This window comes from Stenotrophomonas sp. CFBP8980, assembly GCF_034046095.1.
GTDB classification, from domain to species: Bacteria; Pseudomonadota; Gammaproteobacteria; order Xanthomonadales; family Xanthomonadaceae; genus Stenotrophomonas; species Stenotrophomonas lacuserhaii.
In genome coordinates, this window is the sequence record NZ_JAXCXF010000001.1 from 369,345 (window position 1) to 382,743 (window position 13,399).

Genomic DNA, 13,399 nt, shown 5'->3' on the forward strand with positions numbered 1-13,399 from the left:
TGCGCACGGGGGCCTTCATTCCCAGCACCGGTCCTTGCGCCCGGTCGGCGCATGCGGGCGCAGGCAGCGGCGCGGTTCGATGCGGCCTTCTTCCAGCTCCACTTTCCGGGTGCTGCCATCGGCCTGGCGCACCAGCTCGAAGGCATCGTAGAGCTTGCCGGTCACCGTGCGCGCTTCGTAGTGCAGGCGTTGCGGGTCGATGCGCAGCACCTGGAACAGCTGGGTGTCCTCGGCCACCGGTGACATCGTCTGCAGGGCTTCCTTCGACAGCCGGTACTGCTTCGGACTGGCGTTGCTGACCACGAACTGCGGGGTCGCCATGCCGTCTTCGCCGCGGCGGCCATAGGTGTGGTCATGGCCCTGCAGCACCAGGTCCACGTCGTGGCGGCGCACCACCGGCAGCAGCGCTTCCTGCAGCACCGGGTTGTGGCGGCCTCGCGCCGGCGAATAGAACGGCTGGTGCACCACCACGATCGTCCACGGCTGGGTGTTGGCCGCCAGCACGCCGTCCAGCCACTGCGCCTGCGCCTGCGCGGTGCCCAGGTCCATTGCCGAGGTGCCATCGAGCACGGCGAAGCGGACGCCCTGGTAGTCGAACCAGTACGTACTCTTTTCTGCGCCCTTCGCCCCGTTGTCCGGCAGCGCGAACGTAGCAGGCCAGTGCCGCGCCATCACCCGGCGCTCCTGCGGGGTGTCTTCGAACTCTTCGAAATACTCGTGGTTGCCGATCGCCGGGGCCAGCATCGTTTCCTGCGCCAGCCAGCCGGTGGCGGCGAACCACTCGCCCCACTCGCTGTCATCGGCGTCGTAACCGCCACTGACCAGATCGCCGGCGAACAGGCTCAGGTTGGCGTCCGGCGCGGCTTTCTGCGCGGCCCGCACTACCCGCGTGACATGGCTGAGGTTCTTGTTCTGGGTATCGCCGAAATACAGGAAGGTCATCGGCTGATCGGCACTGCCAGCGGTACGCAGCTGGTTCCAGGCACTCCAGGTGTCCTTGCCCTGCACGCGGTACACATACAGCGTACCGGGCGTCAGGCCGCTGACATCGGCACGGTGGTGGTGCGACAGGCCGTTCTCGGTCTGCAGCGGCTGGCTGCTGGCGGTGATACGGGTGATCGGTCCGAACCCGGGGGTGTCGTCGGCCGGGGCGATCTCCAGCAGCGGTGCCTGCACGCTGCCATCGGTGCGCCAGCGCACGGCGAAGCCCTGCGCGGCATCGGCCGCCGGCGAGGCGACGATGCGGTCCGGGAAGCCGGTGGCGGCATAGTGCCGGTTGCCCGCCGGCACCTGGCTGTTGGGCTCCACGCGCGAGGCCGGCTCATCGGCCAGCGCCGGCACGGCAGACAGCGCCAGCGCGACACCCAAGGCCAGGGACGCCAGGCGCGCGATCACGATGCACACTCCAGCGGCAGCGCCAGCGCCTTGGCGATCTGTTCCCAGTCGAAAGCCACCACGCCCTGGTCGTCATGCACGGCGTACAGCGCGCCATGCGGGAAGCGCGGCGTTCCCTGCTGCATCATCCAGATGCCATCCGTATTGGCCACCTTGTTGCCCTGGAAGGATCCCACCGGCTTCAGGCTGTGGCGGTCGAACAGGTGGAACACACTGCGCTCCTTGCCCTGTTCGGTGGTGATCCACCAGCCGTCCTTGCCGCAGGTACGCAGCATCACGCCTTCGGCCTGTGCCTTGAATACATCACGGCCGAAGGTGGTGCCGGTGAAGCGGCCCGCCATCGTGTACACCTTGAACTCGCTGGCGTAGGTTTCGTCTTCTTCTGCCACCAGCAGGCGATCATTGGCCGGGTCACCCCAGATCGATTCCACCACGCGCAGCGCGCCGGCTTCGCTGGTGTCGCCGATGCTCGCGGCCAGCGTTGCGGTCAGCTCCGCGCCATCGCGGCGCACGTGGTACTGGCGCACGCGTTTGTCCAGCTCTGCCAGTGGCGGCAGGATGTCATTGCCCTGTGCGTCCTCGCCGTTGTCCCAGGAATCGGTCACGTAGACGGCGTAGCCATCGGCGCGCTTGTCCACCCACAGGCCGTACGGCTTGCGCAGATCGTCCGCACCGAACACTGCCAGCGGAGTGAAATCCGGCAACGAGAACACCTGCACGCGGTGGTTGTCACGCTCGACGATCCACAGCAGGTCATCGGTCACCGATATGCCGTTGGGGCGGTCGAACTGGCCGAGCGCGGCGCCCGTACTGCCGACCCCACGCAGCGGCGAACCGGTGCTGCCGTCATACACCACCAGCTTGTCGGTGGCCTTGGCCGTTGCGATCAGCCAGGTCTTGCCGTCCGGTGCCTTCCAGGCCGCCGGGGAATCGATGTTGTCGTCCGGGGTCATCGGGGTCAGGAAGGCTTCGGCCAGCGTGGCGACCTGGCGCGCCGCGCTGGCGTCTACGGCGGCAGGCGCCTTGGTGGCGGTATCGTTCGCCGGCGGCACGGCGGGCGTGCAAGCGGTCGCCAGCACCAGCGTCATCGCGCTGGCCAGCAGCATGCGGCGCGCCATCACAGCGACACCTTCAGGCCAACGGCATACGTGCGGCCGTATTCTTCCAGCTGCAGGGTGCGCGAGCGCGTGCCCTGGTAGAGCTCAAGCGGCTTGTCCAACAGATTCTGTGCCTCGAAGTACATGCTGACGCGGGGGCTGAACTTGTAGTCCAGCGAGAAATCCAGTTGGGTGTGCGGTGCGACGAACACATCGAACGCGCGGCCGGCACCGATGCTGTCCAGGTATTCGCTGCGGTACACCGCGGCAATGCGCGTGCTCAGGCCGTACTTTTCATAGCCGACATGCGCGCTGTACACATGCTTGGAGGCACGCGGCAGCATGAAGTCATCGCCGGCGCGGTCGTCCAGGCCCGGATCGAATTGGGTGTCCAGCCAGGTGCCGCTGGCGCCCACCAGCAGGCCATCCAGTCCCGGCGGCAGGAAGGCGAGCTGCTGCTGGTAATTGAACTCGGCGCCACGCACCTTCGCCTTGTCGCCGTTGATCGCCTGGGTCACGTCGAAGCCTGCGTAGGCCGGATCATTCTGGCGCACGGTCTCCACGATGTAGCCGTCGATGGACTTGTGGAACAAACCCAGCGAGACGATGCCGGTGCTGCCCAGGTATTTCTCCACCGACAGGTCGATGTTGGTCGACTCGTACGGATCCAGTTCCGGGTTGCCCAGCCGCACTTCCTCATCGCCGCGGCTGTAGCCCACGCGCGGGGAGATGTCGCCGAAGGACGGACGCGAGACGGTCTTGTTGGCCGATGCACGCAGCACCCAGTCATCAGCCGCGTCGTAACGCAGGTGCAGGCCGGGCAGCACGTTGGTGTAGCTGCTGTTGGCCAGGCGCGGGGTGACGGTGAAGCTACGCTCGTCTTCGGCCACGTCGACCTGGTTGCCGACGGCGCTGAACTGGGTGTTTTCCACGCGCACGCCGCCGATGATGCGCAGTGCGCCGATGTCCCAGGTGCCCATCGCATAGGTGGCGAAGATGTCTTCGCTGGCGGTGTAATCCTCTTCCAGCGAGCTCACCGCATTGGCCCCGGTTTCCTGCGGCCGTGCACTGTACAGGCCGCTGTTGGCCGCCCAGTAGCGGCGCATCAGCGCCGAGCTCATGCCCTGCCCCAGCGACCCATGCCGGTGCTCGGGCGCACCGGTGGTCCAGCTGTCCAGGTCGATCGCCGGCCCGCGGCGCAGCTCCACTTCGTTGACGTCCACGTCGCGCTCGCGCCAGCGCCCGAGCAGGCCGATCTTGTAGCTGGCGTTGTCTGCGTCGAAACGTACGTTGACCTGCGCGCTGTGTTCCTTGTCGTCCACCCGCTTGGGCGACAGGATCATGCGATCGTAGGCGAAGTTGGCGTTGTCCATCCACTCGTTGTTGGACAGTGTGTAGCGCGGCAACCGGCTGCGCTGGTCCAGGGTGCCGGACAGGTCGTCGGCATCCAGTTCGAAGCGCGCTTCCATCTCATCGTCCACGCGCTCTTCGGTCTTGGTATAGCCCACCTTGTAGTCGACCACGGCCGAGCTCAAGCGGTTCTCGCCACCCAGGCTGGCCGCGAAGGTGTTCTCTTCCTTGGTGCGGTAGCGCATGCGCTTCTGGATCGCATCGGACGGCAGGTCGTCCAGCCGGAACTGGTCGGTACCGGTGGCCGCCATGTCCGCATCTTCGAAGTTGAAGATGGTGCGCTGGCGCGTCTCCGCATCGTCGAAGCGGCTGTACAGCGCGCGCAGGTAATAGCTGCTGTCTTCGCTGGGACGCCAGTCCAGGTTGAGGTTGGCGCCGATCCGCTTGCGCTCGATTTCGTACTTGCGGTGCTGCAGGTTGATCGCGGTGACATCCCCCGGCGTGGCATCGTCTTCGCCGTCGTACTCCACTTCGGTGTTGTCCGATTCGAACTTGCGGTTCTGGTAATTCACGCCCAGTGCCACGCCGAACGTATCGGCGAAGACTTCGCTGTAGTTGATCGCCGCCTTCGGGCTGGTGTGGCCGGACAGCTGCTGGTGGCTGCCTTCGATCTTGCCGCGCAGGCTGCGGCCGTCGCGGTCGAAGGCCGATGCGGACTCGACCAGGATCGCGCCACCGATGGCATCGCCCGGCATGTCCGGGGTCGGCGATTTGACCACGCGCAGGCGCTCGGTGGAATCGGACGGGATCACATCCAGCGGTGCGGCGCGGCTGGAATCCTCCGGGGTGCCCACCGCGATGCCGTCGATGCTGACGCTGTTGAGGTTGGCATCCAGGCCGCGCACCACCACGAAGCGCCCTTCGCCCTGGTCGCGGGTGACGCTGACGCCGGGCAGGCGCTGCAGCGATTCGGCCACGTTTTTGTCCGGATACTGGCCCAGCGCATCGGAGGACACGGCGTCTTCGATGGCATCACTGCTGCGCTTGAGGTCCACCGCGCGCAGCTGCGATTCCAGCTGGGCGCGCACTTCGATGCGGTCCAGGTCGGTGGCATCAGCGGCGAGGGCACTGGTGGCGGCCACGTCCTGCCCGGCGGCATGCAGCGGTGCGGCAGCCCCCATCGCCAGGGTCAGGGTGATGGCGATCGCCAACGGTGTCTTGGTCTGCACGGGTGTCCCCATTCGGTGTGAAGAATGGGAGGGCAAGGTATGTCGGCGAGGTTTCACGGGCATGACACCGGGGCACCGGATCGGTCATGGACGCGTCCCCGCGCTGGCCGCGACCTGCGCGCTGCGGCAGAATACAGGCCTCTGCCTTTCCCCTTTCCCGCCCCCCATGAACATCGTCGAAGTGCGCCATCCGCTGGTGCAGCACAAGATCGGCCTGATGCGCAACGCTGCGCTCAGCACCAAGGATTTCCGCGAACTGGCCAACGAGCTGGGCACGCTGCTGGCCTATGAGGCCACCGCCGACCTGGACACCGAATCGCACACCATGGACGGCTGGTCCGGCCCGGTGACGGTGCAGCGCATCGCGGGCGCCAAGATCACGGTGGTGCCGATCCTGCGCGCCGGCCTGGGCATGCTCAGCGGCGTGCTGTCGCTGATCCCGGCGGCCCGGGTCAGCGTGGTCGGCCTGCAGCGCGACGAAGAGACGCTGCAGCCGGTGCCCTACTTCGAGCGCCTGACCGGCCGCCTGGAAGAGCGCGATGCGCTGATCCTCGACCCGATGCTGGCCACCGGCGGCACCCTGATCGCCACCATCGACATGCTCAAGCGTGCCGGCGCCCGCCGCATCAAGGGCATCTTCCTGGTCGCCGCACCGGAAGGCATCGCCGCGGTGCAGGCCGTCCATCCGGACGTGCAGATCTACACCGCCGCCATCGACGACCATCTGAACGAAAAGGGCTACATCCTGCCGGGCCTCGGCGATGCCGGCGATCGCATATTCGGCACCCGCGTGATCGGCTGACAAAAAAAGGGGACGGAGGGAATTAAGTCGCAATTGGCGGTGATCCGGCCGATTGCGCCTTAATTCCCTCCGTCCCCTTTTTCAGGCGAGGGCGCGGGCCTTGAGTTCGCTGTGCTCGTGCACGGTCACGAAACGGCCCTTGTCGTCGCGCTGCAGCTGCGCAAGCGCCACCTGCGGGTCGTGGGTGAAAAACAGGTGGACGTTGCGCGCCAGCTTGTCTTCGAGGAACTGTTTTTTCTCGTCGATCAGCAGTTCGGCATTGCGGTCGTAGCCCATGGTGATCGGCACGTGCACCCAGGAACGACCCGGCACCAGGTCGGCGCAGAACACCACCCCGCCATGTGCCTGCCCGTCCCTGCCCGGCTGGCCGACGATCTCCGCCAGCATCAGCCCCGGGGTATGGCCGTCGCTGAAGCTGAAACGCACGCTGCGGCCCAGCACCCTGGAATATTCGCCCTGCACCACCTCCAGCCGGCCGCTCTGCTCGAGCAGTGCAGGCAATTCGGGGATGAAGCTGGCACGGTCGCGCGGATGCGGCTGCAGTGCACGCTGCCAGTGTTCGGCGCCCACCACGAAAGTGGCATTGGGGAACAGCAGTTCCGGCGCACGCCCTTCCACCCACGGCGCCAGCAGGCCGCCAGCGTGGTCGAAATGCAGATGGCTCAGGACCACCACGTCGATGTCTTCGTGCTCGAAGCCGGCTTCCCGCAGCGAATCAATCAGCACGTGCTGGTTTTCCTGCACGCCGTAACGTTCGCGCAGGCGCGGCTCGAAGAACGCACCGATGCCGGTTTCGAACAGCACTGTCTTGCCTTCCAGCGGGCTGGCCAGCAGCGCACGGCAGGCCAGTTCGATACGGTTGAGCTCGTCGGGCACTGCCCATTTTTCCCACACCGCGCGCGGTGCGTTGCCGAACATCGCACCGCCGTCCAGGCGCTGCGTGTTGCCGCGGATCGACCATAGTTTCATGCGGCAAGTATCGGTCAGCCAGCGTTAAATAATCGCTAGCCCCGCCCCGCCGGGCAGGGCTCGGCACGACCGTGACCGGATCACTTCACCTCGGCGCTGCCGACCGGGTTGCGCGGGTCGCTGCCGCCGTACAGCGTGTTGCTGCGGCGATCCCATTCGACGGTCTGCAGGTTGCCCCAGACGTGGCTGGATCCGCGACCGCCAGCGGCGCTGTCACCCGGCAGGTCGATCTTGTGGCCCATCGCCTGCAGCTGCTTGATGGTGCCGGCATCGAAGGCGTTGGTTTCCGCTTCGATCGCATCGGGCAGCCACTGGTGGTGGTAGCGCGGCAGCGCGGCGACCTGCTGTGCGGTCAGCCCCTGGTCGTACCCCAGGATGCCCAGCAGCACCATGGTGATGATGCGGCTGCCACCGGGCGTGCCCAGTACCACCACCTTGTCAGCGTTTTCCATGAAGGTCGGGGTCATCGAGCTGAGCATGCGCTTGCCCGCCTTCGGTGCGTTGGCGGCGTAACCCATCACGCCGAACGCGTTGGGGGTGCCCGGCTTAAGCGCGAAGTCGTCCATCTCGTTGTTCAACAGCACCCCGGTGCCCTTCGGAATCAGGCCCGAGCCGTAAAGCAGGTTCACTGTCTGGGTCGCGCCGACGCGGTTGCCATCGCGGTCGATGATCGAGAAATGCGTCGTTTCGTCGTCTTCCAGCGGGGTCGGATTGCCCGACAGCAGGTCGCTGGGGGTCGCCTTCTCCGGATGGATGGTGGCACGCAGGCCCTGTGCGTAATCCTTGCTGGTCAGCACCTTCTGCGGGATGTCGACGAAATCCGGATCGCCCAGGAAGAAGGTGCGGTCGCGGTAAGCGCGCCGCATCGCTTCCACCACCAGGTGGGCGCGGTGCGCCTCATCCATCGACTTGATGTCCCAGCCTTCCAGGATCTGCAGCATGCCCGCCAGCGCGATGCCACCGGACGACGGCGGCGGTGCGGTGGTGATCTTCCAGCCGTTGTAGTCGAACACAATGGGCTCGCGCGCCTTCACCGTGTAACCGGCCAGTTCTTCGGCGGTCCAGCGGCCACCGGCCTGCTTCACGCCCGCCAGCAGCAGCGTGCCGGTCTGGCCGCGGTAGAACCCATCGAAGCCCCCTTCCGCCAAACGTTCCAGGGTGCGCGCCAGTTCCGGTTGCTGGAAGGTGTCTCCCTCGGCGATCGGCTTGCCGTTGCGCAGGTACACCTCGCGCGTACCGGCATAACGCTCCATCACTTCACGCCGCGACTGGTAGCCCCTGGCCATCCGCGCATATACCGGGAAGCCTTCGCGGGCAATGCGGATGGCCGGCTGCAGCGAGGTCTTCAGCGGCAGCTTGCCGTGCTTGGACGACAACTCCACCAGCGCGGCGGGCAGCCCGGGGATGCCGGCCGACCAGGCGCCGTTGACCGAGCGGTCACGATCCAGCTTGCCGTCCTTGTCCAGGAACGCCGACTCGGTGGCGGCGGCCGGCGCGGTCTCGCGCGCGTCCAGCATCAGGTCCTTGCCGGAGGCCGCATCGTGCAGCAGGAAGAACCCACCACCGCCCAGCCCGGAGCTGATCGGCTCGACCACGGCCAGCGTGGACGACACCGCCACGGCCGCGTCGAAGGCATTGCCGCCCTGCGCCAGGATCTGCATGCCGGCCTGCGTCGCAAGCTGGTGGCCACTGGCGATGGCGGCACCATCGGGATGGGCGGCACGTGCCGGGGCATCAGCGTGGGCCAGCGGCGCGGACAGCAGCAGGCCCAGCAGCAACAGAGGGCGCAGAATCGGGTTCATTCGGATGGGGGCTCCGCGTAGAGTTCGGGGTGATCGTGCTGCAGGCCACGCAGCTTGGCCATCAGCTGGTCATGTGTCTCGACGATGTCCGGATCCGGGTCGATGCACTCGACCGGACAGACGACCACGCACTGGGCTTCGTCGAAATGGCCCACGCACTCGGTACAGCGCGCAGGGTCGATCACGTAGATGGTTTCACCCATCGAGATGGCCTGGTTGGGGCAGGCTGGCTCACAGACGTCACAGTTGACGCAGAGCTCGTTGATTTTCAGCGACACGGCGATGACTCCTCGCCCGCGCACCGCATCCTGCCGCAGGGGGCCGGGATGCTGGACTGGCACCGGCCTGCGCGGGCGCGCGGGCCGGTCAGGGGCGCCGCCACGAAGGCGCCGCCCACGACCACGCCGGTTGGCGTGGCCGCTACCGCACGGGAATTACTTGGCTTCGACGAAAACGTAGTCGGCACCGGTGGGCTGCACGACCGACTGCACGCGGGCATTGTCAGCGGCGTCGCCGATGAACAGCACGCGCACGTTCTTCATCGAATCCGGCGACACGTCCTTGAACACGACCTGGATCATGTCGGCCATCTTGCCCGATGCCGAAGAACCGAAGGCCAGCATGTTGCCCGGCTGTACGCCACGGGCGACGGCCTGGGTGGCGCTCTCGGTCTGGCGCTCGAACTTGGCAGCGAACTCCGGATCCGATTCCGGTGCGAGGTAATACAGGAACGGGCTGTTGGTCACGGTGCCCATGTTCTGCACGGCGACGGTCTGCAGGTACTTCTTCCAGCCGGCATCGTCGTCCTTGGCCGGGGCGACCAGCGCCTGCTGTGCATCGGCAGCGGCGGCCGGGGCTTCTTCCTTCTTGCAGGCAGTGAAGGCCAGGGCCAGCGAGGCCAGCAGCATCGCGCGCATGGTGGTGTTCATGGATGATCTCCCGTGGTGGTTCTGTGGATTGCGGTGGATACAAAAAGGTGCCGACGGCGGTCATCCGCCACGGGCGGGTGGATCAGGCCTGCGCCGCCTTGGCTTCGCGGGCCTTGCGCAGCGCATCGAGCACCGACGCCGGCACGAAGCCCGACACGTCGCCACCCAGGCGTGCGATTTCACGTACCAGCGAGGACGAGATGAAGCTGTGCTGCTCGGCTGGCGTCAGGAACAGGGTTTCGACTTCCGGGATCAGGTGGCGGTTCATGCTGGCCATCTGGAACTCGTACTCGAAATCGGAGACCGCGCGCAGGCCGCGCAGCAGGATGCCGCCCTGGACCGAGCGCACGAAGTGCGCCAGCAGGGTGTCGAAGCCGATCACTTCCACGTTGTCATGGTGCGACAGCGCCCCGCGAGCCAGCTGCACGCGCAGCTCCAGCGGCAGCGTCGGGCCCTTGGACGGACTCTGTGCGACGCCCACCACCACCTTTTCGAACAGCGGCGCTGCCCGGTTCACCAGGTCGATGTGACCGTTGGTGATGGGGTCGAAGGTGCCCGGATAGACAGCGATGCGACGATTGGCGACGGTCATGTGCGGTCGTGAACGTTCAGATTGGGTCAAAGTGTAGCAGCGGCGCGCCGGTACAGCGCAAAGCGCACCTCGCGGGTGCCGCCTTCGCGGTGCAGCAGCCACTCCGCCGGCAAGGCCGGAGCCTGCCCGTCCGGCGATTCCAGGTACAGCCAGGCATCGGCGGCCAGGTGCCGTGGCAGCAGCGCCAGCGTGCTGTCCCACAGCCCAGCGGCGAACGGCGGATCGACGAAGGCGATGCTGGCCTGTGCCGGTGCGGCGGACTGCAGCCAGCGCAGCGCATCGGCCTGCACCACCTGCACGCGGGCCTCGGCCTTCAGCTTGGTGACCACGGCGGTCAGGTTGGCGACCAGCTGCGGATCGCGTTCGACCAGGGTGGCATGGGCCGCGCCACGCGACACCGCCTCCAGCCCCAGCGCGCCGCTGCCGGCGAACACGTCCAGCACGCGCGCGCCGCCCAGCCGGGGCATCAGCCAGTTGAACAGGGTTTCGCGCACGCGGTCGCTGCTGGGGCGCAGGCCGGGCAGGATCGGCACCGGCAGCCGGGTATTGCGCCACTGCCCGCCAATGATGCGGACCTGGCCTTCGTTTCCGTTGCGGCCGCTCACGGCGCGCGGCCGGGATTGACCCGTGCACGGGTCTGGTTCATGGAATTCAGCATGGTGGGATTGTAGCGGCAGCGCCGTCTGCAGCGAACGGCGGAGCCCCTCGTGGTGGTCCGCGTAGAGCTTGGGTGTCCTGAGATTGGGCCGGGCGGGAGGGGTTGGTGGGGGACGGCAGAAACTGCATCCATGCGGGCCTCGTGTCGCGCCATCCCTGGCGCTCCACGCCCCCACCAACCCCTCCCGCCCGGCCCTGACAGTCCGCGCGCGCGCCGCCACGTAAGAAAAAAAAGAAAAGAAAAAGCGGTAGCGCCGACCCATGGTCGGCGGACTGTATCCGTGGCCCTCAGCGGGGCGCGGCCGGCCATCCCGCTCTTCTTTTTCTTTGCCGTGGTGGGCGCACCGGACATGTCTCAGGGCCGGGCGGTGGGGCTGGGCGGGGGCGTTGAGCGGCAAGGATGCCGCGAAACGAGGCCCGCAGGAGCGGCTCTTGCCGTCCCCCGACCAGCCCCACCGCCCGGCCAATCACAGTAAACCGCTCCCAGCGACCCACCACGAGGGGCTGCGCCGTTCGCTGGCCAACCGGAGGCCTTGATAACGGGACAATCACCCTCACCCCTTGCCCAGGCCGCACATGCTGGCGCGGCGATGACACGGAGCCCCACGCAATGACTGAAACGACCCAGACCGAAACCCTTGGCTTCCAGACCGAGGTCAAGCAGCTGCTGCAGCTGATGATCCATTCGCTGTACTCGAACAAGGAAATCTTCCTGCGCGAACTGGTTTCCAATGCCGCCGACGCTGCCGACAAGCTGCGCTTCGAGGCATTGACCCAGCCGGCGCTGCTGGAAGGTGACAACGAGCTGCGCGTGCGGGTCAGCTTCGATGCCGACGCCCACACGGTGACCATCGAAGACAACGGCATCGGCATGAGCCGCGAGGAAGCCATCGCCCACCTGGGCACCATCGCCAAGTCCGGTACCGGCGAGTTCCTGCGCCAGCTGTCCGGCGACCAGAAGAAGGATTCGCAGCTCATCGGGCAGTTCGGCGTGGGCTTCTACAGCGCCTTCATCGTCGCCGACCAGGTCGATGTGTTCTCGCGCCGTGCTGGCGCGCCGGCCGCCGAAGGCGTGCGCTGGTCCTCGCGCGGCGAAGGCGAGTTCGACATCGCTGCGGTGGAAAAGACCGAGCGCGGTACCCGCATCGTGCTGCACCTGAAGGATGGCGAGCATGATTTCGCCGATGGCTGGCGCCTGCGCAGCATCCTGAAGAAGTATTCGGACCACATCGGCCTGCCGATCCAGATGCCGAAGGAAGCTGCCCCGGTCGAAGGCGAGACCGACGCACCGGCGGTGGAATGGGAGACCGTCAACCGCGCCAGCGCGCTGTGGACGCGCCCGCGCACCGAGGTCACCGACGCCGAGTACACCGAGTTCTACAAGCACGTGGCGCATGACCACAGCGACCCGCTGGCCTGGAGCCATAACAAGGTCGAAGGCAAGCTGGAATACACCTCGCTACTGTACGTGCCCGGCAGCGCGCCGTTCGACCTGTACCACCGTGAGGCCCCGAAGGGCCTGAAGCTGTACGTGCAGCGCGTGTTCGTGATGGACCAGGCCGAGCAGTTCCTGCCGCTGTACCTGCGCTTCATCAAGGGCGTCGTCGATTCCAACGACCTGTCGCTGAACGTTTCGCGCGAAATCCTGCAGTCCGGCCCGGTCATCGATTCGATGAAGTCCGCGCTGACCAAGCGCTCGCTGGACATGCTGGAGAAGCTGTCCAAGGACAAGCCGGAGCAGTACGCCACGTTCTGGAAGGAGTTCGGCCAGGTGCTGAAGGAAGGCCCGGCCGAGGATTACAGCAACCGCGAAAAGGTCGCCGGCCTGCTGCGTTTCGCCTCCACCCGCGGCGAAGGCGATGCGCAGACGGTGTCACTGGCCGATTACCTGGGCCGCATGGCCGAGGGCCACGACAAGATCTATTACCTGACCGGCGAGAGCTACACCCAGGTGCGCAACAGCCCGCACCTGGAAGTGTTCCGCAAGAAGGGCATCGAAGTGCTGCTGCTGACCGACCGCATCGACGAGTGGTTGATGGGCTATCTGACCGACTTCGACGGCAAGCGCTTCGTGGATATCGCACGCGGCGACCTGGACCTGGGCGCGCTGGAAAGCGAGGAAGACAAGCAGGCGCAGGAATCGGCGGCCAAGGACAAGCAGGCGCTGGTGGAGCGGCTGAAGACCGCGCTCGGCGATGACGTGGCCGAAGTGCGCGTGTCGCACCGCCTGACCGATTCGCCGGCGGTGCTGGCCATCGGCGAGCAGGACCTGGGCCTGCAGATGCGCCAGATCCTGGAAGCGAGCGGGCAGAAGGTGCCCGAGAGCAAGCCGGTGCTGGAGATCAACCCCGGCCATCCGCTGATCGCCAAGCTCGATGCTGAAGCCGATGGCGAGCGCTTCGATGACCTCGGCCGGGTGCTGTTCGACCAGGCCGCGCTGGCCGCGGGTGACAGCCTCAAGGATCCGGGTGCCTACGTGGCGCGCCTGAACAAGCTGTTGCTGGAACTGTCTGCCTGATCTGGCGGCCGCTACGCTCGCCGAGCATGGCTCGGCGCTACCCCTGCATTGATCCCCCA

At 66.7% G+C, this 13,399-nt stretch carries 11 protein-coding genes; 2 read left to right on the plus strand and 9 right to left on the minus strand.

Going from position 1 to position 13,399, the window contains the following annotated elements:
- Positions 1-15: 15 nt before the first annotated feature.
- From SOM47_RS01720 to SOM47_RS01730, 3 genes are read right to left on the minus strand one after another with little or no spacing between them, the layout of a single operon-like run.
- Entirely contained in the window at positions 16-1,398 is a 1,383-nt protein-coding gene (locus SOM47_RS01720; protein ID WP_414715765.1) for a purple acid phosphatase family protein, read from the minus strand.
- Positions 1,392-2,513: an NHL repeat-containing protein gene (locus SOM47_RS01725; RefSeq protein WP_320504603.1), complete on the minus strand. Its 1,122-nt coding sequence runs from the start codon at positions 2,511-2,513 to the stop codon at positions 1,392-1,394. The genes SOM47_RS01720 and SOM47_RS01725 overlap by 7 nt, the downstream gene beginning before the upstream one ends.
- Positions 2,513-5,071, minus strand: coding sequence for a TonB-dependent receptor (locus SOM47_RS01730; RefSeq protein WP_320504604.1), 2,559 nt, complete (start codon positions 5,069-5,071; stop codon positions 2,513-2,515). Before SOM47_RS01730 ends, SOM47_RS01725 begins: the two co-directional genes overlap by 1 nt.
- Positions 5,072-5,237: 166 nt before the next feature.
- On the opposite strand from SOM47_RS01730, the gene upp reads away from it, so the two are divergent.
- Positions 5,238-5,873 carry a uracil phosphoribosyltransferase gene (gene upp / locus SOM47_RS01735; RefSeq protein WP_192083810.1) on the plus strand — a complete coding sequence of 212 codons (636 nt, stop codon included), beginning with the start codon at positions 5,238-5,240 and terminating at the stop codon, positions 5,871-5,873.
- Between the two features lie 81 nt (positions 5,874-5,954).
- Here the strand turns inward: upp and SOM47_RS01740 are convergent, their stop codons facing one another.
- The 6 genes from SOM47_RS01740 to rsmD all read right to left on the minus strand — a co-directional run bounded on the left by SOM47_RS01740 (position 5,955) and on the right by rsmD (position 10,770).
- Positions 5,955-6,842 (minus strand): MBL fold metallo-hydrolase, encoded by an 888-nt coding sequence (locus tag SOM47_RS01740; protein WP_042612380.1) that lies wholly within the window; start codon positions 6,840-6,842, stop codon positions 5,955-5,957.
- An 80-nt stretch (positions 6,843-6,922) separates the two neighbouring features.
- Positions 6,923-8,644, minus strand: a complete 1,722-nt coding sequence (gene ggt / locus SOM47_RS01745; RefSeq protein ID WP_414715743.1) for a gamma-glutamyltransferase — start codon at positions 8,642-8,644, stop codon at positions 6,923-6,925.
- The gene (locus SOM47_RS01750; RefSeq protein WP_042612382.1) at positions 8,641-8,922 is read right to left on the minus strand and encodes a YfhL family 4Fe-4S dicluster ferredoxin; all 282 of its coding nucleotides are present in this window, start codon (positions 8,920-8,922) and stop codon (positions 8,641-8,643) included. Before SOM47_RS01750 ends, ggt begins: the two co-directional genes overlap by 4 nt.
- Before the next feature lie 156 nt (positions 8,923-9,078).
- Complete coding sequence (locus SOM47_RS01755) at positions 9,079-9,573, minus strand: hypothetical protein (protein WP_042612383.1); 495 nt, start codon at positions 9,571-9,573, stop codon at positions 9,079-9,081.
- Between the two features lie 82 nt (positions 9,574-9,655).
- Positions 9,656-10,165, minus strand: a complete 510-nt coding sequence (gene coaD, locus SOM47_RS01760; RefSeq protein ID WP_042612384.1) for a pantetheine-phosphate adenylyltransferase — start codon at positions 10,163-10,165, stop codon at positions 9,656-9,658.
- 26 nt (positions 10,166-10,191) lie between these two features.
- Positions 10,192-10,770: a 16S rRNA (guanine(966)-N(2))-methyltransferase RsmD gene (rsmD, locus tag SOM47_RS01765; RefSeq protein WP_320504605.1), complete on the minus strand. Its 579-nt coding sequence runs from the start codon at positions 10,768-10,770 to the stop codon at positions 10,192-10,194.
- Between the two features lie 662 nt (positions 10,771-11,432).
- Here rsmD and htpG point away from each other — a divergent pair.
- Positions 11,433-13,340: a molecular chaperone HtpG gene (htpG, locus tag SOM47_RS01770; RefSeq protein WP_320504606.1), complete on the plus strand. Its 1,908-nt coding sequence runs from the start codon at positions 11,433-11,435 to the stop codon at positions 13,338-13,340.
- The last annotated feature ends 59 nt before the right edge of the window (positions 13,341-13,399 follow it).

Bases quoted from the DNA above. Each gene is read 5' to 3' on its own strand.
- SOM47_RS01725 (WP_320504603.1), bottom strand. From the start codon at position 2,513: ATGGCGCGCCGCATGCTGCTGGCCAGCGCGATGACGCTGGTGCTGGCG.
- upp (WP_192083810.1), top strand. From the start codon at position 5,238: ATGAACATCGTCGAAGTGCGCCATCCGCTGGTGCAGCACAAGATCGGC.
- SOM47_RS01740 (WP_042612380.1), bottom strand. From the start codon at position 6,842: ATGAAACTATGGTCGATCCGCGGCAACACGCAGCGCCTGGACGGCGGT.
- ggt (WP_414715743.1), bottom strand. From the start codon at position 8,644: ATGAACCCGATTCTGCGCCCTCTGTTGCTGCTGGGCCTGCTGCTGTCC.
- SOM47_RS01755 (WP_042612383.1), bottom strand. From the start codon at position 9,573: ATGAACACCACCATGCGCGCGATGCTGCTGGCCTCGCTGGCCCTGGCC.
- coaD (WP_042612384.1), bottom strand. From the start codon at position 10,165: ATGACCGTCGCCAATCGTCGCATCGCTGTCTATCCGGGCACCTTCGAC.
- htpG (WP_320504606.1), top strand. From the start codon at position 11,433: ATGACTGAAACGACCCAGACCGAAACCCTTGGCTTCCAGACCGAGGTC.